We start from the raw sequence: 20,776 nt of genomic DNA on the forward strand, positions 1-20,776 counted from the left end.
CGCGCGGTCGTCTATTTCGGAGGCTTCCTGGACCACCTGGCTGAACTCTTCGTCGTCGACCAGGACAATTTGCTGAAAGGCATCTACAGCAGACGAGTTGTCTCCCTACGGAAGGCTGGCAAAGATGCCCGACAGCTTTGTTCTGCTGATCGGAGTTGACCATCAAAAGAGCACGATGTTTCACTACGTGGAAGAGATGGTCGGGGTCGAATACCATATGCAGCCGGGCTTTGCCCGGGCACGGATCATCGTCAACGGTGAGCAGACGTTCCGCCACGTCATGCTTCACCGGTACGGTACGCCACGCGATTTCAACCGAATGGAGCCGTTGTTTTTGGAGCAGGGGATCCAGCGAGACACCAGTATCGGCAACACAGCCGTTCGTCTCGTAAATGTTGCAGGCATGGTCCGAACAACGACCCGCGCCCTTTCCGCGGATACTGGTGTGCTCTGTGCGCGCTGATTAGCGCTGTGGTATCCCGGTATACGGGTCCAGGTCCCCATATCGATACCAGAGACCGTCCACGACCATCCCTGCTTTATCGATTAGAACCGCTGCATCGGGATAAATGTTGTCCCAGATCTCGCCGTAATCGTGGTGGAAATTCAGGCCACACCATTCCGGGTGGTCTTGGTTGGTGAACACCCGGCAGGATTGGCCTGGCTCGAGCACGAAATCCAGAGGGAAGTGGAATATCTGGCCGTCGTCATTGCCCCGCCGGTCGCTTTCCAGGCGCCAACCGGTCAGGTCGCGCGACGTGCCACCCAGATTCGATATCTCGACCCACTCATTCGGTTCGTTTTTCCCCTTGCTTCCGATCTTTCGGATCGCCGTGATACGAATCTCGTTTCTGGGCACCTGCTCAAAATCGGAGCTCGGTTGGGCAGCGCTGGCCTGGGTCTCTTCCTCCGGTGCAGCAACCGGCAGGTCCTCTGGCGGGTCTTCCAACGCATCGGCGGCGATCCACTCGCCACTTTCAAGTTGATACCATTGGCCATCCTCTGAGGTGGCCACCAGGTTCAACTCCTGGCCCTCGGCCACGCTGCCTGCGGTGTCACTATCCTGGCCGGGGCGGGCTCTCAGTTCGGCAGCGAAATTGGCAACCGCTGCGGCCAGGGCTTCAAGCCGCGGACGGACACCGTCAGCTTGTGTTTCCTCAGCCGGTTCTTCCTCCTCTGTTGTGGAAGGTTCGTCAGCAGTGGTCTCTTCCTCGGTTGCAGCAACCGGCAGGTCCTCTGGCGGGTCTTCCAATGCCTCGGCTGCGATCCACTCGCCACTTTGCGCCTGGAACCAGTTGCCATCCTCAGATCTGGCGACCAGAATCAGTTCCCTGCCCTTGGCCATGATGCCTGTCACGGCAGCATCCCAATCGGGATTCGCCTTTAATTCCGTTGCCAGGTTTGTCACAGCCGATGTCACCTGGCCGAGGGTTGGGCGGAAGTCGCCTGGTTCTTGCTCGCCCGCCTCGGTCAATTCCTCCGAAGAAGCAACGGGTAAATCGGCCGGCGGGTCTTCCAATGCATCGGCGGCGATCCATCCGCCACTTTCAAGTTGATACCATTGGCCATCCTCTGAGGTAGCCACCAGGTTCAACTCCTGGCCCTCGGCCACGCTGCCTGCGGTGTCACTATCCTGGCCAGGGCCTGCTCTCAGTTCGGCCGCGAAGTTGGCAACCGCTGCGGCCAGGGCTTCAAGCCGCGGACGGACACCGTCAGCTTGTGTTTCCTCAGCCGGTTCTTCGTCCTCTGTTGTGGAAGGTTCGTCAGCGGTGGTCTCTTCCTCCGGTAGAGCAACCGGCAGGTCAGCCGGCGGGTCTTCCAATGCATCGGCTGCGATCCATCCGCCACTTTCAAGTTGATACCATTGGCCATCCTCGGAGGTGGCCACCAGGTTCAACTCCTGGCCCTCGGCCACGCTGCCTGCGGTGTCACTATCCTGGCCAGGGCCTGCTCTCAGTTCGGCAGCGAAGTTGGCAACCGCTGCGGCCAGGGCTTCAAGCCGCGGACGGACACCGTCAGCTTGTGTTTCCTCAGCCGGTTCTTCGTCCTCTGTTGTGGAAGGTTCGTCAGCAGTGGTCTCTTCCTCGGTTGCAGCAACCGGCAGGTCGGCCGGCGGGTCTTCCAATGCATCGGCTGCGATCCATCCGCCACTTTCAAGTTGATACCATTGGCCATCCTCGGAGGTGGCCACCAGGTTCAACTCCTGGCCCTCGGCCACGCTGCCTGTGGTGTCGCTATCCTGGCCAGGGCCGGCTCTCAGTTCGGCAGCGAAGTTGGCGATAGCTGGCGCCGTTGCTGCGCTGGGTTCGACGGAATCGTCGGGCTGCGCCTCGACCGCCGTTTCATCCACCTGAGGTGCAGTTGGTTCATCTGAATCGGCCTCAGCAACAGCTTCCTCTACCGGCAGTTCAGCCGGTGGCTCGGCCACTGCGTCGGCAGCGATCCATTCGCCGGTGTGCAGCTTGTGCCATTGGCCATCCTCTGAGGTAGCCACCAGGTTCAACTTCTGGCCCTCGGTCACGCTGCCAACAGGATGAGAGTCCTGTCCCGGACCGGAGTGTAATTCGCTTTGCGAAGCAACGATAGAAACCACTACAGCCTCATCGGGCGATAGTGAGTCGGTCTGTTCCAGAGAATCCAGGCCTGATGCCAACTCGGCGATCAGCGGGGGCGGTTCTGAAGAAGAGAGCAGCGCAATCGGGAGGATGACGGCAGCGATGATGATGAGCAAAGATATGAACGCGAATGCAACCCTGTCGAGGGTCCTCGCCTCGCGAAATATCTCGATGAACCAGTCTGGAAGGTATTGTTCCATAGGAAGCAGCCTCTCGTGCTAAACGAATCTCAAGGAGTCTCTTTCCATGATACCATCAGATCGTCGACCGCGCAATGCCAGATCGAAGGAGATAGTGTATCGAATTCGATGGGAATCAGTGGTCAGAGGTTGTAAGGCAGGGATTATCTGCTCGCGCGGGTAGTAAGCGGCTGGATTCCCGCAGTCATCCTCGCGGACGCGGGAACCGCGGGAATGACGGTTACGAGGCGACGTCACTCCCGAAAACGCTAGCAAGCGTGCCGGCCTGGCACGCCACGGCAGCAGCCGATGCGAGAGCTAGCAGGCGTACCGTGACGCTAGCAAGCGGTGCGAGAGCTAGGTAAGGCCACCGAGAGGTGTGAGGTAGTTCGATACGCAACTTCGAAGGAAGATACAACTTGAGGTGCCGGACGCGCCGGGAGCAGGCTGCCGGGAAGCTTGCATCGCTGGCGGCTCCCTCATTCCGGCCGCCCGGCACCTGGTTTCCCTAATCCTGGGTAAGATCCAGCTCGGCGAAGCAGACGATGGAATCGTCTTCATAGGTCACCAGGATGGAGTCCAGATCGCCCATCTTGTTGATGAGATTCTTTCCATTGACGTCCGGGAGAGCGGAAAGCAGATCCAGTACCGCGGCGACGGGTACCCCAACGGAAGATGGCACGCTCGACGGCATTCTGATCGCGGAAAGTCCACCTGTCTTCACGGTGTCGCTGTACACATCGCTTCTACCCGGTTCCAGCAGCAGCGTGAGCCTGGCTTCTGTTAGCTCAACGTCTTTGGAAAAGTTTTCGATATTCGGATCTTGGAGGAAGTCAAAGGTCCACGATGTAATTTCGTTGATGCCATCACCCACCGACTGCGCCTCGGATTTTCTCGTGATCTCGAAATCCCCATTCGGAACTGAGTCTTGGTTTTTTGCTTCAAGGCGCAGCGTTCCACAGGCGGTTCAAACTCAATAATCATCACCTCCTCAAGCGAACCCGACCGCTGGACTTCCAGGCCTATCCTGGACAAACGATTGTCGACTCTGCTTACTATAGCATAGTGGGTCTACAAAATGTCCACACGCGAAAAACCGCTCATCGAGCCATTGACCCCCGTTGGGCGCGGTGGTATACTCAGCTATGCCCGCGAGCGTTCTGACCAGGAACCCGGCTTTTCGATGCAATCGGAGGATATCCCATGTTTGTACGTGACCGCATGAACGCGAATCCAGTAACGGTGACCCGCGATCTCCCCTTTCAGGAAGCCCTGCAACTCATGCGCGAGAACAAGGTTCGACGACTTCCAGTGGTGGATAAGAAGGGAAGACTCGTCGGAATCGTGTCTGAGCGCGATCTGTTGTATGCCTCCCCGTCCCCCGCATCTTCTCTGAGTGTTTGGGAACTGCAATATCTGTTATCGAAGATCGATGTTGGAGAACTCATGACCAAAAACGTCGTTTCGGTCTCCCCGAACACACCTATCGAAGACGCGGCGCGCTTGATGGTCGACAACAGGATCGGTGGCCTGCCCGTGATCGACGACAGCCGGCAGGTGGTCGGTGTGATCACCGAGACCGATATCTTCAAGACCTTCGTGGAAATGTTCGGCGGCGGCGAGTCTGGTGTGCGCCTGGCCCTCAAAGTGCCGGAAAGGAAGGGCGTATTGGCAGCATTGTCGCAGGCCATACTCGATCTGGGTGGAAATATCGTCTCTGTTGGGTCCTTCGGCTACCAGACGCCCGGGGAACGGGAACTTGTGGTCAAAGTTCAGGGAGTGAGCCAGGCCGAGCTGGTGGATACACTCGAATCGCTTGGCGATCATGTAGTGGATGCCAGGGAAGTCTGATTTCCCCAGTCGCTCGATCTCCTAGCTAGCTCACGCACCGTCTAGCTCTCGCACCGCCTGCTACCTCACGGTACGCCTGCTGGCGTGGCGTGCTGACGTGGCAATCTCAGAGTCTCTCCAAAAAACCATCTTCTCAGCCGTGTATGAGACTGCCGCGTCGATCTCGCTCGCTAAAGTGATTCCTGAAAGAGACCAGGAGTTTGCCAGCATCATCACCGCTCGTGTGGCCACCTTCAGACCCCTGGTTTCAAAGTGGTATCACTTTAGTACCGTCGGGCGTAAACGACCATTGCCCAATTATCGCCACCTTGACCAGCTTCGCTTCTATTGGGCGTGATTCCTGGCGGGCGGATGGGCACGCAACCGGGGTTCTTGACGGTGAGCCATTTCAGCCGTCCCGGGCTTTGCTGCGTCGAATTTTCGCATGGTATCTCCGTAGCGCTTCGACAGCGGTGCTGCAGTGATTCCATGGGCGAAAACGCTGAGAAAAACGGTCAACAGGGCTGCACTGAAAATGAGATCTGATCCAGCGACCACTTTAGATTCAAGCACGGTGAAAACGTAGATTATGGATGCCGTACCGCGCGGGCCAAACCAACCCAGGAACAATGTCGTTGCTGGTCGTACTGTGGTGCCTCGCAGACTGATGGCCACCGGTACCATGCGAATCAACGTCAGACTGATTATGGCATAGATGACCACAGCACCATCGACTTGATCCAGTGCCTGGGGCAACAACACCGCGCCGAACAGGACAAAGGTCAACAGGATCAAGACCTGTACCTCGACCTCGACGAACTCGACAATGTCCTCAGCCGCATCGTCTCGTATTTTCAGGTTACCAGCCGTGATTCCCAGACAAAATGCCGCGATGAATCCGCTGCCTCCAATGAGTTCAGCCAGTGCATAAGCCAGTAGAATGACTGCCACGCTTGCCGCTTTGCGAAACGCACGCGACATCCACTTGCTTCTATTACCCCACGCGATGAAATGGAATCCCAGGTAACCGACAACGACGCCGGCGATAAGACCGAGAACCATCTGTCTGACTGCAAACATTATCCAGTCAAGTGGTCCTGAAAAGGTATTACTGGCCACCGCCAACGCGATCGCAAGGAACAGAAAGGGCATGGCGATGCCATCGTTCAGGCCGCTTTCGATGTTCAGTGCCTGGCGGATTCTCACCGGGACCTTCGGATTGCTCACGACGGCCAGGCCCAAACTTGCGTCGGTCGGAGCCAGGGAAATGGCCAGAATCGCTGCGGTCCAGATATTCAGTCTTGGGAACATGACAAGCGCCACCACGGTCCCCAGCAACATTGTCAGGGGTAATCCGATGCCCAGCAAGCGGGCTGGAAGCTCATGCTCCCGCAAGAGCCGCTTTGCACTGATACGGGAGGCGTCGGAGGCCAGCACGATTACCAGCGTGAGTTCAGCAACAAGATGGATCAACTCACTGTCGCTGGCAGGCGTCACCAATCCCAGGCCTTTGCTGCCGATCAGCAAGCCCAGTGTGACATACACCATCGGCAGGGTGATGATTGTACCCTGAATCCGTCGGGAGATGGCCGCGGAAACAAGAAGGGAAAGCAGGATCGCCGCAAAACCGATCGTGTCCATGTGCTGGTCCTTACGAGATCAACTTCACCCTGGAAGAATTTGCTCAAGCGGAGAGAATTGGGCGGGAAGAGTTTGGTGCGCAGCTATATGGGACGTTTTCAGCGAATTCACAACTATCGATTGACCATATCCCATTTGAGCAGGTGCCGCCAGCGGAACATCTCGACGTATTCACACGTCGAGACACTTCGCTGGCGATAGTTGGTGGTGTGAATCCTTCGTCAAACCCGATCAATGTGACATATGACAATGGACCACTGACAATTGCCAATCAGCTAGTCCTTGGGCTTTTCCAGTGTATCGCGCAGCTGGTCCTCAGTCTCTTGATCAAGGGTTGTCTGGTAGATATGCCCTTCGTAGTTGCGAAGCACACCCAGCGCATAGTTGGGGTCGGCGTCCCGTACGATAATGAACAGGGCCGAAGTGCCCGGAGTAAGCTGATCGCTTACCTCCTTGACGAAACTCTTGCTGATGCCCTTATCCAGAGACGCGCCGATCAACCCGCCGCCGAGGACACCGAGCACGATGCCGCCGATGGGGAAGAAGATGCCTGCCAGGAGCAAGCCCAGAAGACCGCCGCCGACGGCTCCGATTTTTACGCCACGGTCCATCTGGTTTTTGACATGGACCTTACCTTCTTCGTCCTTGACGACGACTGCAGAGTCGTCAAGACTCATGCGGCCGGCATGTTCCCCTTTGCGAATGGACTCGCGAACCTGTGCAGCCTCATCCGCGTCGTCGAAAGTCATTACAATCAAGTCTGACATGGTTACCCTCCTGGGCGGTTATTTCCAGGGATGGCCCCTGGGCTAAAAAAACTATTGCCGTGTATCGTAGACAAAGGTGACGACTTGCTTGTTTTCGCCATCTCGGAATTCCAGACGAGCGCCCTGCAAATCGAAGGTGGCGGCGAGTTCCAGCGCAGCAAGGTAGTCGCTTTCCTGGTCCATGACTCCGCTTGGGTCCGAGCACGCCTTTTTTGTCGTCGCGGCCGGCGCAACCTTGATGGTTTCACCTTCAACCCGGTAAGTGCCTGTGTAGTCGTTGCAACCACCAAATCCGGTCAGGGAGTCATCGGTGCCAAAAGCGGCCGTGATGACCGAGCCTTCGATCACAGTTACCATGCCACCCTTGCTGTTGAGGTAGCCGGTCGCTCGCCATGCCGTGTCGGATACAGTGGTGGGCGCGGCGACCAGGGTTGCCAGCTCATTGCTAGCTTCATCACGCAGGATCAGGACCCCGTCCACGATTTCGTAGACGGCTGCCGTTTCCAGGGCAGACACAAAAGCCAACTCTTGCTGGGTCAATGCTGCCGGGCAGAAGATCGCATTGATGGTCGGAGGAGCGATATTGATCGTATCGCCGGTGGCGGAATAGGTTGTGGAATAGGTGTTGCAGGTGGCGACACCCTGCACGATGTTGTCGCCGAAGTTTGCCGTGGCAGGAGCGATTGGCAGGGCGTCTTGCCCTTCGATGGTGTGCAGGATCCAGCTGGTAGCAGCCAGCGGTGATGCAGAGTCTGCTGCCGCATCATTATCATCATCACCCGCCGCTGGTTCCGTTGCGGGTGCCGCACACGACAGGATCACGGTCAGAAATAACGTGCCCACAATAAGCAGACTCAGCGTGCGGGAAATGGATCGAAAGGCATTCATGGTTTCCAGGTTCTCCTGCCGGCATGGCATGTCATCATATCTGCGGTAAGTATACCACTCAGGCCGTCAAAGGAAAAGAAGCGGGCTAAATGTCAATTGTCAATTGTCAGTGGTCAATGGTCAATTGTGGCCCCTCGCCGATGCGAATGCCCACCTTCCGGCGAGGCATCCCTTTGGGAACGGGGGCAGTTCAGCCGGTGCATCGGCTAACTTGTCTACTGTCCTGAAAATTGCTACTCGCTTTACCTCACGGATCGGCTAGCTAGCTCACGCACCGTCTGCTGACGTCACGCACCGCTTGCTGCCTCTCGGCACGCCTGCTGGCGTAGCGTGCTGCCGTGGCCGGTCTTTGCGAAGCACCCCGCAGCGCCAGCGAAGTGGGCCAGACTGTGCCAGCCTTCATTTTCATCGTTGCTGGTGCTCCAACGATCATGCTGACTTGTCTACTTGTTTCCTTGTCTACTTGTTTCCTTGTCTACTTGTCTACTTGTTTCCTTGTCTACTTGTCTACCTGTTTCCTTGTCTACTTGTCTACTGGTGTCCTCGTGTCCTCGTGTCCTTGTTTCCTTGTCTACTTGTTTCCTTGTCTACTTGTTTCCTTGTCTACTTGTTTCCTTGTCTACTTGTCTACCTGTTTCCTCATCTACTTCCCCACTTCCCCTCTCCAGACCATAATGCCTGATCACGCTGCGCACCCGCTCCAGCGCCAGCTGCGGGTCCGCCATGCGTGATGAAAAGCGTTTCTGCAGCCTGCGTGAAATTTCCTCAACGGCTGTCTCGCCATCCATTTGCTGCAGAATGAAGAGATCAATCGTAGCGTTTTCGTTCAACGCGGGGCTCAGGTTCTTCAAGCCCGGCTTCTTTACGACGATTTGTCCGTTCAGGGTCGTGTGTTGGTCGCTTGACAGGACTCTTTTTTCCCCGTTGCTTCGTCTGATCCGATTGACCTGCCAGTGCCAGTGGGCCGAGTTGGCACTGGTGTGAATCGCCAGTTCCAACTGGTCGCCAGCGGAAACTTTGCACGGTTCCTCCAGCGGCAGAAAAGCGTGGCCCCAACTGGGCGCTCTGTCCGGCGGTCGATTGGAGAGTATCAGACCTGGGACCAACTCGGCGCTGAACCAGCATCCCAACCCATGCACCCAACCATCCCGGTTTACCGAAGCAATGCTCGCACCGCCCGCCCTGTCACCATCTCTCGTGCTATCGTTCAACACGACATGGTCCAGGGTAACCGGTTTGCTTAGAAACGATGCGGGAGGCAGGTAGGTGAAGACCATCTGATTGGCGGCCAAGCGCCGGGCGGGTCCGAAATCGTAGCCATAAAGATCGTCCGACCAGTCGGCCACCGAGTCATAGGCAGCCTTGCTTTGCATGGGTACGGCGATCAGGTCGACGGCGTAGGGAATGATTTTTCCGTCGGGCGAGAGCAAACGCTTTCTGGCGTCATTCACCCAACCGATGATGCCTTCGTCGAAGCCGGCGTTGCCGATGGTTTCCGTAATCAGGACGTCTGCCGCTTCTGGTAGCTCGATGTGAGTGGACCAATCGTTGAGAAAGGTCACGAGATCCTGGCAGCCGTTGTGCCGGCAGAGCGCACGTGCCAGTTCGATGACCGACCCTTGCTCTACCGCATAGACATGACGGGCGCCCGCCAGGCAGGCGAAGTAGGCCAGTATGCCGGTACCACTGCCGATATCCAGCACCACGTCACCTGGCTTTACGACCTCAAGTATCGCCCGATAGTAGGCATCCATGCGTTCCCTGTCGTCGAGCATGGAACGATGGAATTCAAGGGTGTCGACAGAACTCAAGTCGTACATTTTGGATCACAGTTCGCCGGTCACCGACGTGTTTTCATCTACGCGCTCCGGCTCGGCCAGAAACGCGTCGACACCATCCTGTATTGTTATGTAGAAGTGTTGTGGTTCGACCGCTTCCTCGATACCGGCCCGGCGCATGATGTCCATGACATGGGTCTTGACGTGCGCGAAACGTAGATCCACACCCACACGCTCGAACTCTTCTTCCAATTCCTTGATCGTAATCACCGCCGTGGCGTCGATGTCGTTGATCGACTCGGCGTCCACCAATATCACCCTGGGCGAGGGCTCGGTCACTTCCACCCCCATGCGCAACTCGTCGGCGAACTCAGGGGCGTTGGCAAAGAACAATGAACCGTCGAAACGGGCAATCAACAGGCCCGGATAGGTTTCTCCCTCGGGGAAGTTCTCCAGGGCGCGGTAAGCGACTTCGCCAGGCACCTTGCCAAGAACGGACGTGGTCCTTTTCTTGGATCCAATAAGCAGGCCGAGCAAACCCAGGAAGACGGCCAGAAGAAGGCCCTGGAGAATACCCAGGGCAAGCACGCCCAACGTGGCCACCAGGGCCGTCCAGAAGTCTAAAGGGGTGACCTTGCGGTACTTCCAGACCGGCCTATAACTGATCAGGTGCAAGACCGCGTGGATGACGATAGCAGCCAATGTAGCCTCGGGCAGGTAGTAAAACAGGGGCGTCAGAAAGGCAGCGGTGATCAGCACGGCGATGCCTGCGATGATCGACACCATCTGGGTCGTGGCACCCGCATCTACCGATGCAGCCGTCTTGGAGAGGCTGCCGTCCACCACAAAGCCGCCGCTGAAGCCGGAACCGGCGTTCGATGCGCCGAGAGCAATCAATTCTTGATCCGCTTGAACCTTGTAGTTGAACCTGGTTGCATAGGTGCGGGCTACCGCGATTGACTCGGAAAAGGCCACCAGGGCGATGGCCGCTGCTCCTGGCAGCAGGGCAAGAATCTCGTTCAGCGGGATTGCCCCGGGCAGGCCAAATGGTGGCAGGCCGGCCGGGATCTCGCCCACGATATGAATGCCGTAGGATTCCAGGTCCAGCAGCCCGGAGGCCAGGATGGCCAGCACCATGACCGTCAGGGCCGCGGGGATCTTGGGCGTGTAGCGGTGCATGAGGAATAGGGCCGCCAGGCTGATCATCCCCACGATAAAGGTCGGCCCGTGCGTTTGACCGAGATTGCCGATGAAGGCCAGCAGTTCCGGAACAAAGTTCGGATGCTCCGGTATGAAGCCCAGCAGCTTATCCAACTGGCCCACGGCTACGGTGATGGCAACGCCTACTATGAAGCCGTCCAACACCGGGCGGGAGAGGAAGTCGGCCAGCACGCCCAGCCGCAACAGACCGCCGATCACCAGCAGAATGCCGGTCAGGATGGCCAGGGCAACAGTGAGGCTGATGAACTCAGGGCTGCCCACCGCGGCGAAACCGACTACGACGCTCAGGGAGAGTGCTGCCACGGTGGAACTGGGTCCAACGTTCAGGTGTCTCGATGTGCCGAAGATGGCGTAGCCGAGCAGGGCCAGCGGGGCGGCATAGAGTCCGGTTTCGGGCGGCATGCCGGCGATGCCGGCGTAGGCCATGGCTTCAGGCACCAGCAGTGCCCACACTGTCAGGGCGGCGATGACGTCCACTCTCAAATAAGATGCCTGATACTTGGGCAGCCATTGGAGAATGGGAAAAAACGATTTCAGGCTGCGCCTGGACTTCTGGCGCGTGAGGGTGGTTGCGCTCACAATATCTCCTTGTCATACTCATCTGGCAACTGGAGTTACGCAGGTAACAATATGCTCAGAAGACAGCAGACGACGGACGGCAGACCGCTAACTATTGGTTGTTACCGGCGGTCCGCGGTCTGCCGTCATCGGTCAGAAGCCAGCAGGTGTTCAATTATAGCATGAAACGATTCAATCCTGAAATGCTTGTTCCGATTTTGACCGCTCCCCCAGCCCGTGCGCGGCTCCTTCCGCTTCGCTCCGGAGTCCTGCGGAAACGACAGCGAAGGGCTCCCCGAACCGGGGAGGGAAGTTGGTATGACGCTACTTCGCAGGCATCTCCCCCTCCCAGTTTGGGAGGGGGCCGGGGGGTGGGTTATCCGACCTTGCCCCTTATTGGCGCCTCAAACGCGGCATTTCTGTGATACGTGGCACATACGCGCACGGTTTGACGAACTGCCATGTTGCGGTTATAATCGAGACCGATCGTGTAGGTTTCAGGAGCGGTGTGATTTTTTGAGTAGGTACCCCGACCTATAGCGCCATCAACGAACCCAACGCTTGCTCTGCGTCACGACCTGAAACCACAGGCCAGAGATCGTCGAACGCTGCTATTTTGACCCATAGGCCACGCCAGAAGCGCTCTGGATTCGCCCTTCACCTCAGGAATTCCGCCTCTGCCGGCTTATCCGCGTTCGCTTTCACAGTCGTAGCCTTTACAGGCTATCTTCGCACATGTCGAAAAGGAGGTGGTGTTCTCCCGAAAAGCCTGGCCCCCTGTCGATAAGCATCGGATTTTGATGCCCATCGAACAGCTCAACGGCGACGTTGAGTTGCTTTCCGTTTTTTTCCACTCACTTTCCAAACCTGCACCTACGAAGGAGTAGAAGTCATGCGAACCTGGAAACCCCGGATTTACCTTCTGATTGCCGCCATGATGATCTTTGGCCTGGTAATCACATCTTGTGCCGTTCCTGCAGCCCCTGCAGTCCCTGCAGCCCCTGCAGAGGAAGCCGCCCCTGCAGAGGAAGTCGCTGAGCCTGAGGTCAGCGAGCGCGCCAGGACCCTCATCATGGACATCGACGGTGGCCGCGCTGCCGATCCTGAACTTTGGAATGCTTTTACGCCTGGCGCCCGCCTCGACGCAGGTTACCACCAGACGATTCTGGAGCCCCTGTTCATCCTCAACTACCAGACAGGTGAGATCGAGCCCTGGCTGGGCACTGAATTCACCTCCAACGACACCTTTGACGTGTGGACGTTGAAGATCCGGGAAGGCGTCAAGTGGAGTGACGGTGAGGACTTCAACGCCGACGACGTCGTATTCACCATCAACATGATGTTGGACAACATCGAACTGCAGCGAGCAGCCGCTATGGCGGACTGGGTGACCAGCGTCGAGAAGATCGATGATCTTACCGTCCAGTTCAACCTGAGCAGAGCCAACCCCCGCTTCCAGTTGGACAACTTCTCGGTGCGTATCTGGGGCGGCCCCAACATCGTGCCCGAGCACATCTGGAAGGATGTCGATCCCCTGACCTTCAAATTCTACGACCCGGACAAGGGTTGGCCGGTCGGCACTGGCCCCTACACTCTGGGCAGTGTGGGCCCGACCGAGTTCGTCTACGAGCGCGACGACAACTGGTGGGGCGCCGAAACAGGCTGGAAGGAACTGCCCGCGCCCGAAACCGTCGTCTGGACCTGGGCCGGCCCCGAGGAGACCCGCGCCGCTCTGATGGCGGAAGCCGAACTGGACAGCCTGATGGACATCACCCTGGGCGCCCTGCTGGCGCTGCAGGAGGCCAACCCCAACGTCATCACCTGGTTCGACGAAATGCCCATGGCCTGGGTACCCGATCCCTGCTCCCGCACCTTCTACATGAACCACACCGTGGAGCCCTGGGACGATCCAGAGATGCGCTGGGCGATCAACTATGCCATCGACCGCGACCAGATCGTAGAAATCTCCTACGAGGGCACTACCCTCAAGTCGCGTCACTTCTTCCCAGCCTATCCACCCCTGGATGCCTTGGTAGATAAAGCCATCGCTGCCGGCGCCTGGGATCTGGACCAGCTTTGGGACTACAACCCTGAGAAGGCCAAGGAGATCATCGAATCCAAGGGCTACGTGATGAACGAGAGCAGTGGCTACTATGAGAAGGACGGCGAGGAGCTTGGTCTGGACATCTCCACCCACGAGGCCTTCATCGAGAAGCAGCGCATTGCCCAGGTGCTGGTCGAGCAGTTCCAGGCCATCGGCATCAACGCCGTCCAGCGCAACGAGGCCGGCGGCACCTGGACGGACAACCGGCAATTAGGCACCTTTGACGTACAGATGAACTGGCATATGTGTGCGTCGGTCAACGAGCCCTGGGCATCCAGCGATACGGTCAACGTCAAATGGCTGAAGCCTGTGGGCGAACGCTCGGAACGGAATGAAGTACGCTGGTCTGGCGAAAAGGCTGAGGCTTACGGCGCCATCATCGACGAGATGGGTGTTTTGCCGCTGGGCGACCCCAAGATCGAGGAGCTCTTCGTCGAGGCTTCCAGGATTTTCTTCGAGGAACTGCCGGTGATTCCCATCACCCAGGCCAAGAAGATCATCCCCTTCGATACCACCTACTGGAGCGGATGGCCCACCTTCGAGAACGACTACATCCATCCGCCTACCTGGTGGCAGCATACCCACGTCATCATCCACAACCTGGAGCCCACCGGCGCCCAGTAAACGTGGAGACGCGTGAGTAAGATCGTTTGAGTGGTGTCATGGGCGTTGGCGTTTTTTCCACGTCGCGCCCATGATGCTGCCGCTGACTGAGGACCACCGACCGCCGACCGAAGACCGCCGCCTTCTGGAAGCGGTCTTCTGGAAGCCGTCCGCCGTCTGTCGTCTGCGGTCTTCTGGAAGCCGTCCGCCGTCTGCCGTCCGCGGTCTTCTGGAAGCCGTCCGCCGTCTGCCGTCTGCGGTCTTCTGGAAGCCGTCTGCCGTCTGTCGTCTGCGGTCTTCTGGAAGCCGTCCGCCGTCTGCCGTCTGCGGTCTTCTGGAAGCCGTCTGCTGTCTGTCGTCTGCGGTCTTCTGGAAGCCGTCCGCCGTCTGCCGTCCGCAGTCTTCTGGAAGCCGTCTGCTGTCTGTCGTCTGCGGTCTTCTGGAAGCCGTCCGCCGACCGAAGACCGCGGTCTTCTGGAAGCGGTCTGCCGTCTGTCGTCTGCGGTCTTCTGGAAGCCGTCTTCTGACCACCGAATCACAAGAGGACAACCCTATGGGTGGCATGTCGTTACCGTATATTCTAAAGCGCCTCGGTATGTGGTTCATTACCATCTGGCTGGGCGCCACCATCATCTTTTTTGTGCCCCGGCTGGCGCCCGGCGATCCGGTGGCAGCCATGGTCAGCCGTCTGAGCGCCCAGGCTGGTTTTGTGGAAGGTTCGGCCCAGATGATCGAGGCCTGGCGTGTGCGTTTTGGCCTGGATGAGCCGCTACTCATCCAGTACTTCAACTATCTGAAAAATCTGGCCACCTTTGACATGGGATACTCCCTGGCCTCCTTTCCCAGCCGCGTCAATGACATGGTGGCCGATGCCCTGCCCTGGACTATCGGTCTGCTCACCATCGCCACCTTGATTTCCTTTGTCCTCGGCAACATCATCGGTGCCCTCATGGCCTGGCGCAGAACGCCCAGTGCGGTTCGTTCGTTGCTACCCGTGAGCCTGACATTTACTTCCATTCCTTTCTTTATGTTTGGTATTCTTCTGATCTACATATTTGCCTTTGGCCTGGGCTGGTTCCCCCCCTCCGGGGGCTATGGGCGGGGGGTTGAGGTCGGCTTTAACTGGGAGTTTATCAAGAGCGTCATCTATCACGGGACCTTGCCAGTTATTGCCATCGTGGTCACCTCCATGGGCTTCTGGGCCCTGGGCATGAGAGGCATGATGATCACCAACGATGGCGAGGACTACATGATCCTGGCCGAGGCCAAGGGGTTGAAACCGCGGCGGGTCTTCTGGCGCTACGGCATGAGAAACTCGATCCTGCCCCAGATCACCGCTCTGGCCCTCAGTCTGGGCCTGATCGCCGGCGGCTCCACCCTGGTGGAGTACATTTTTGCCTATCCGGGCGTGGGCTACCTGCTCTATCTGGGCATCGTCAACAACGACTATAGCCTGATCCAGGGCATTGTCTTTATCATGATCGTGGGCACGGCCACTGCTGTGCTGATCCTGGACCTGTTGCTGCCCATGGTCGATCCTCGCATTACCTACCAGAGAGGCTAACGATTCATGACAGTTGCCACCGCCGAAACAACCGCCACGTCGACAGCCAGGGGCATGAAACGCTGGGATTCCCCCTGGGTGAATTCGAAATTCCTCATTGGCCTGGGGATGGTATTTTTTATGTTTTCGATGGTGCTGTGGGGACCCATTGTCTGGGATACGACCCTGGCACGCGTCGCCAGCTCGCCCCTCAACCTGCCACCGCCCTGGGCGCCGGGCTACCGGGTAGAGGAGGAGCAGGCCACTGTCGACACCGCGGAAACCGAGGAGAAGATTGAAGGGGCCCTTACCGGGGTCAACCCCTTTGAACAGCAGGAGTCGCCAGGTGAGAAAAAATCGCTGAAGGGCAGTCGTTTTGGCACCCCGTCCTGGGACCACCCCCTGGGAACCGAGAGCAGCGGCCGAGATATGCTTGCCGTCCTGCTGGTGGGCGCGCCCCGCTCGCTGATGATCGGCCTCATCGCCGCCGGCATCGGTATGCTGGTCGGCATCATCCTGGGCTTCACCGCCGGCTTCGTGGGCGGCTGGGTAGACACGGTGATCCGCACGGTGGCCGACGCTTTTGTCACCATCCCTGCCCTGGCAGTGCTGATCGTCATCTCCGCCTTCGTCGCCCTCAACAATATCATCTTCATGGCCCTGCTGCTGGCTCTCTTTTCCTGGCCCCAGCCTACCCGCTTGATTCGTTCTCAAGTCCTCTCCATGCGAGAGCGGGGTTATGTGCAGATGGCGCAGTTGTCAGGCGTGGGCCTGTTTTCCATCATGTTCTTCGAGATGATGCCCAATCTGCTTCCCTACCTGGCGGCCAGCTTCACCGGCAACGTCTCCGCCGCCATCCTGGCGGCTACCGGTCTGGAAGTCCTTGGTTTGGGCCCCACCCGCATTCCGACCCTGGGCATTACCATCTTTTATGCCATCCGCGCGGCGGCCATCCTGCGCGGCATGTGGTGGTGGTGGGGGGTGCCCATCGTGGCCCTGATCGTCATCTTCTCCGGCCTCTTCCTCATGACTGTCGGCCTGGATGAGATCGCCAATCCCCGCTTGAGAGGAGTGCAAACCCAATGACCGTCGACTGGCAGACGGGAGAGCTTCAAGAGACCACCAACGGTACAGACAGCTCCAACGTGATTCTCGATATCAAGGATCTCCGTGTCCATTACGCAACGCCCACCGGGGATGTGATCGCGGTCAACGGGATCAGTTTTAAGATCTACGAGCGGGAAACGATCGCTTTGGTGGGCGAGTCGGGCTGCGGAAAGACGACCACCGCCATGGGCATTCTGCGATTGGTGCAACCTCCTGGCCGTATCGTAGGTGGCCAGGTGATCCTGGAGGGCACCGACCTGGTCCCGCTCGACGACAAGCAGTTGCGCGATATCCGCTGGCACAAGGTTTCCCTGATCCCCCAGGGGGCCATGAACTCGCTGAATCCCATCATGCGTGTCAGGGATCAGATCGGCGACGCCATCGAGACGCATGAAGGCAGGCAGCCGAAACAGGCCTTGAAGGAACGAATCCTGGAACTGTTGAATTTGGTCGGCCTGCCCGGACGGGTCTACGACATGTATCCCCACGAGCTGAGTGGCGGCATGAAACAGCGGGTTTGCATTGCCATGGCCATCGCCCTGAACCCGACCCTGGTGATCGCCGATGAGTTCACCAGCGCTCTCGACGTGGTGGTGCAGCGGGTTGTGGCCCAGACCATGATGGACGTCAAGGAACAGATGGGGGTTTCCATGATCCTGATCGGCCACGACATGGGGCTCGTTGCCCAGCTGGTGGATCGTGTGGTCGTCATGTATGCCGGCAATATCGTGGAAATCGCGCCGGTCCAGGCAACTTTTGCCGAACCGCTGCATCCCTATACCCAATTGCTGATCGAGTCCATTCCCTCCATCAAGGAGCGCAAACCCCTCAAGGTGACCGAGGGATTGACCCATGATCTGCGCGATCCACCGCCTGGATGCATTTTCCAGTTTCGTTGCCCCTTCGTCATGGATATCTGCCGCGAGGACGCGCCTCTTCTACAGGAACTGAAGCCGCGGCACGAGGTCGCCTGCCACCTGTACGAAGAGACGGCAACAGGTTTTATCAATATCGCCACCCGGAGCAGTTTTGATGTCCCAACCCCTTCTGGAAATTCGTAAAGCCACCAAAATCTACGGTGGCGGCTTTCTTCAGTCCGGTCCCCAGACCATTGCTCTTCAGGACTTCGACCTGACCATCGAGGAACGGCCGGCCTCCATTACCACTATTGCCGGCGAGAGCGGCAGTGGCAAAACCACCCTGGCCAATCTTGTCCTGGGTTTCATCGAGCTGACCTCCGGACAGATTCACTACAAGGGCCGGGACATTGCCGACATGAACAAGGCCCAGAGGATGGCCTACCGGCGCGAGGTCCAGGCGGTCTTCCAGGATCCCTACGCAGTCTATAATCCCTTTTATCGGGTCAAACATATTTTTGACATCGTGATCAAGAACTTCAAGCTGGCCCGCAACAAACAGGAGGCCAAGGACATCATCGAGGATGCGTTGAATGTGGTAGGCATGCTCGGTGAAGAGGTGCTGGAGAAATATCCCCACCAGCTGAGCGGCGGGCAGCGCCAGCGCATGATGGTGGCACGGGCCTACATGTTGCAGCCAAGCCTGATCGTGGCCGACGAGCCCGTTTCCATGGTGGATGCTTCCCTGCGAGCCATGATCCTGGACATCATGTTGCGGCTGCGGGATGAAAAGCATATTTCCTTCCTCTACATCACCCATGATCTCAGCACTGCCTACCAGATTGGCGATGAGATCGACATTCTCTACCAGGGATCAATTGCCGAGAAAGGGGATACCGCCAAGGTCATCGAGAATCCCAAACACCCCTACGTGCAGGAATTGATCGGCTCCATTCCGGTACCCGATCCCAATGAGCGCTGGGACACCGATCTGGTCCTGCCCACCGAGGAGGAGTTGCGGGCCCATGCCGACAGCGGTTGTCGTTTCTACCCCCGCTGCCCCCATGACATGGAGCGTTGTCTTGAAAAGCAGCCCTTCCTCTATCAGATCGATGGCAGCGAACACCTGGCTGCCTGTTATCTCTATGATGATCTTCCTGTCGGCGAGTGATTCTGCTCGCGGACAGAAGCGTTTCGGCCTGATCCCCCTTGATGAGCGTACCGTCAATACGCGCTACTCGACCATGATTGGTGTCCAACATTCCCCCCCAGCCCCCCACAGGGGGGAGCTGCCGGAAATTCCCCCCGTTGGGGGGTTAGGGGGGCAAGTCTGGACTCCCGCGTTCCCCGCGTTTGCGAGGATGACAGCGGGAGAAAAGCGTACACGCAATGATCGGTATCCATTCCCCCCTCCCAGCCGCTGCAGGGGGGAGCTGCCGGAAATTCCCCCCGTTGGGGGGTTAGGGGGGTCAGTGGTGGTTCCCAACTATTTTCCGAGGCTTCGTTATGACTGACACAAGGTCCCTGGACCCCACACAACGAGCCAGAATAGCGATCATAGCCATTCTCGTGATCCCAACGCTTGCCCTTATTGCCTACTTTGCCTACGTTTTTGTGCTGCGCGACAGGCTGGCAACCTGCCCTCCCGACTGTCAGCAGACCGATCTGACCGATGCCAACCTGCGGCAAATGAACCTTGCCGGTGCCAATCTGAGTAGCGCCACCCTCTCCGGTGTTGATCTGGCCGGGGCTGATCTGAGGAAGACCAACCTCTATTTTGCCAACTTCAAGGATGCCAACCTTCAGGGCGCGGATCTGCGGGAAGCTGATCTCAGGGGTGCCTTGCTTCATGGCACAGACCTCAGTGGCGCCAATCTTCAGCAGGCGGACCTGGGCGGCAGCCGGATGGCCTGGGCAAATCTAAGCGAGGCGGACCTGCGCGGGACGATGTTTCGAGGCACTGAACTTTCGGGAGCCAACCTGAGAGGGGCGCGCCTGGACGTGTCGACCACGCTCAGTCCCAAGTGGCGACAGGTGTGGGAAATCGTCAACAACGACCAGACAGGCCGCCAGCTTGCAGGCGTGGATCTGCGGGGTGCCAACCTGAGTGGAGCCATCCTGGAGTCTGCTGATCTGCGGCAGGCCGACCTGCGAGACGCTGTTCTGTCCGGAACCAACCTTGCCGGCGCTCAACTGGAAGGCGCCCGATTGCAGCAGTCAAGCATCGATGGCCTGACCCAGTTGCCGGCCAAATGGTTCCAGACCTGGCAGATCGTCAACGAGACAGAGGAAGGCCGCAGCCTGGCAGGTATCGATCTGTCAGCGGCCAATTTGCAGGCGGCATACCTGCGGGCTGCAGACCTCAGTGCGGCAAACCTGGATGAGGCTGTTCTGCAGGAAGCCGATCTGCGCCAGGCCGATCTGCGCCAGGCCAGTCTACGCGACGCGGATCTCACCGAGGCCAGCCTGCACCAGGCTGATTTGCAGGGCGCCGACCTGACCGGCACCAACCTCAGTGGAGTCGATCTGCGCGAGAGCGATCTTCGGCAGGCTATTCTGGATGAGACAACCCTGATCTCGGACGGTTGGCGTACTGTCTGGCAGATCGTCAACGGCGGTGCGGTTAATGGGCAGTTCTCAGGGGCTGTGCTAAGCTGGGCGGACCTGGTGGGTGCCGACTTGTCGGGTGCCAACCTGCAGGGCGCCGATCTCAGTAACGCACTGCTGAAAAGCGCCGATCTGGCTGACGCCGATCTGTCGGGCGCCAGCCTATGGGGTGCCGACTTGACAGGTGCAGACCTGACGGGTGCCGATTTACGCAACGCTGACCTGCGCTGGGCTGTTCTGGAGAGAACCCTGTTGAACGGTGCAATGCTCGAAGGCGCGATCATGCCGGAGTGATCGGAGGTTCAGAGGTTCAGAGTATCAGAGGACAAGAGTATCAGAGTATCGGAGAAACAGAGTAACACTATAACAGGGAGTTGGTGGGTCTCGCAGATTGTTGACACTCCGACCCTCTGACACTCCGAGACTCCGACTCTCTGACATCCTGACATAATGATATTATACCATTTTGACACTAAAA

At 58.2% G+C, this 20,776-nt stretch carries 15 protein-coding genes; 8 read left to right on the top strand and 7 right to left on the bottom strand.

Annotated elements, in window-relative coordinates; all coding sequences use genetic code 11:
* Nucleotides 1-97: 97 nt before the first annotated feature.
* On the top strand, nt 98-463 hold the full coding sequence (locus U9R25_00215) for an AAC(3) family N-acetyltransferase (GenBank protein ID MEA3334302.1): 366 nt from the start codon (nt 98-100) through the stop codon (nt 461-463).
* On the opposite strand, the gene U9R25_00220 is transcribed toward U9R25_00215, so the two are convergent.
* The gene (locus tag U9R25_00220) at nt 464-2,815 is read right to left on the bottom strand and encodes a lamin tail domain-containing protein (protein ID MEA3334303.1); all 2,352 of its coding nucleotides are present in this window, start codon (nt 2,813-2,815) and stop codon (nt 464-466) included. It abuts the gene before it with no gap.
* A gap of 487 nt (nt 2,816-3,302) precedes the next feature.
* Nucleotides 3,303-3,668, bottom strand: a complete 366-nt coding sequence (locus U9R25_00225) for a hypothetical protein (protein MEA3334304.1) — start codon at nt 3,666-3,668, stop codon at nt 3,303-3,305.
* Nucleotides 3,669-3,997: 329 nt separating this feature from the next.
* On the opposite strand from U9R25_00225, the gene U9R25_00230 reads away from it, so the two are divergent.
* On the top strand, nt 3,998-4,645 hold the full coding sequence (locus U9R25_00230; GenBank protein ID MEA3334305.1) for a CBS and ACT domain-containing protein: 648 nt from the start codon (nt 3,998-4,000) through the stop codon (nt 4,643-4,645).
* A gap of 324 nt (nt 4,646-4,969) precedes the next feature.
* Here the strand turns inward: U9R25_00230 and U9R25_00235 are convergent, their stop codons facing one another.
* The 5 genes from U9R25_00235 to sulP form a co-directional block, all read right to left on the bottom strand.
* Entirely contained in the window at nt 4,970-6,265 is a 1,296-nt protein-coding gene (locus U9R25_00235; GenBank protein ID MEA3334306.1) for a sodium:proton antiporter, read from the bottom strand.
* Nucleotides 6,266-6,540: 275 nt separating this feature from the next.
* Nucleotides 6,541-7,032: a DUF1269 domain-containing protein gene (locus U9R25_00240; GenBank protein MEA3334307.1), complete on the bottom strand. Its 492-nt coding sequence runs from the start codon at nt 7,030-7,032 to the stop codon at nt 6,541-6,543.
* Between the two features lie 51 nt (nt 7,033-7,083).
* On the bottom strand, nt 7,084-7,920 hold the full coding sequence (locus tag U9R25_00245; GenBank protein ID MEA3334308.1) for an META domain-containing protein: 837 nt from the start codon (nt 7,918-7,920) through the stop codon (nt 7,084-7,086).
* A 587-nt stretch (nt 7,921-8,507) separates the two neighbouring features.
* Nucleotides 8,508-9,740 (bottom strand): 50S ribosomal protein L11 methyltransferase, encoded by a 1,233-nt coding sequence (locus U9R25_00250; GenBank protein ID MEA3334309.1) that lies wholly within the window; start codon nt 9,738-9,740, stop codon nt 8,508-8,510.
* Nucleotides 9,741-9,746: 6 nt separating this feature from the next.
* Nucleotides 9,747-11,498, bottom strand: coding sequence for a sulfate permease (gene sulP / locus U9R25_00255; protein ID MEA3334310.1), 1,752 nt, complete (start codon nt 11,496-11,498; stop codon nt 9,747-9,749).
* A gap of 871 nt (nt 11,499-12,369) precedes the next feature.
* Between sulP and U9R25_00260 the strand changes: the two genes are divergently transcribed.
* From U9R25_00260 to U9R25_00285, 6 genes are all read left to right on the top strand, one after another.
* Nucleotides 12,370-14,205, top strand: coding sequence for an ABC transporter substrate-binding protein (locus U9R25_00260; protein ID MEA3334311.1), 1,836 nt, complete (start codon nt 12,370-12,372; stop codon nt 14,203-14,205).
* A 541-nt stretch (nt 14,206-14,746) separates the two neighbouring features.
* A complete protein-coding gene (locus U9R25_00265; GenBank protein ID MEA3334312.1) occupies nt 14,747-15,748 on the top strand; it encodes an ABC transporter permease in 1,002 nt (333 codons plus the stop codon).
* Nucleotides 15,749-15,754: 6 nt separating this feature from the next.
* On the top strand, nt 15,755-16,813 hold the full coding sequence (locus U9R25_00270) for an ABC transporter permease (protein ID MEA3334313.1): 1,059 nt from the start codon (nt 15,755-15,757) through the stop codon (nt 16,811-16,813).
* The gene (locus tag U9R25_00275; protein MEA3334314.1) at nt 16,810-17,895 is read left to right on the top strand and encodes an ABC transporter ATP-binding protein; all 1,086 of its coding nucleotides are present in this window, start codon (nt 16,810-16,812) and stop codon (nt 17,893-17,895) included. Before U9R25_00270 ends, U9R25_00275 begins: the two co-directional genes overlap by 4 nt.
* Complete coding sequence (locus U9R25_00280) at nt 17,867-18,862, top strand: ABC transporter ATP-binding protein (protein MEA3334315.1); 996 nt, start codon at nt 17,867-17,869, stop codon at nt 18,860-18,862. The genes U9R25_00275 and U9R25_00280 overlap by 29 nt, the downstream gene beginning before the upstream one ends.
* Before the next feature lie 335 nt (nt 18,863-19,197).
* Nucleotides 19,198-20,592, top strand: coding sequence for a pentapeptide repeat-containing protein (locus tag U9R25_00285; GenBank protein ID MEA3334316.1), 1,395 nt, complete (start codon nt 19,198-19,200; stop codon nt 20,590-20,592).
* Nucleotides 20,593-20,776 lie beyond the last annotated feature (184 nt).

This window comes from Chloroflexota bacterium, from assembly GCA_034717495.1.
In the GTDB taxonomy this organism is placed as follows: Bacteria; Chloroflexota; Anaerolineae; order JAAEKA01; family JAAEKA01; genus JAYELL01.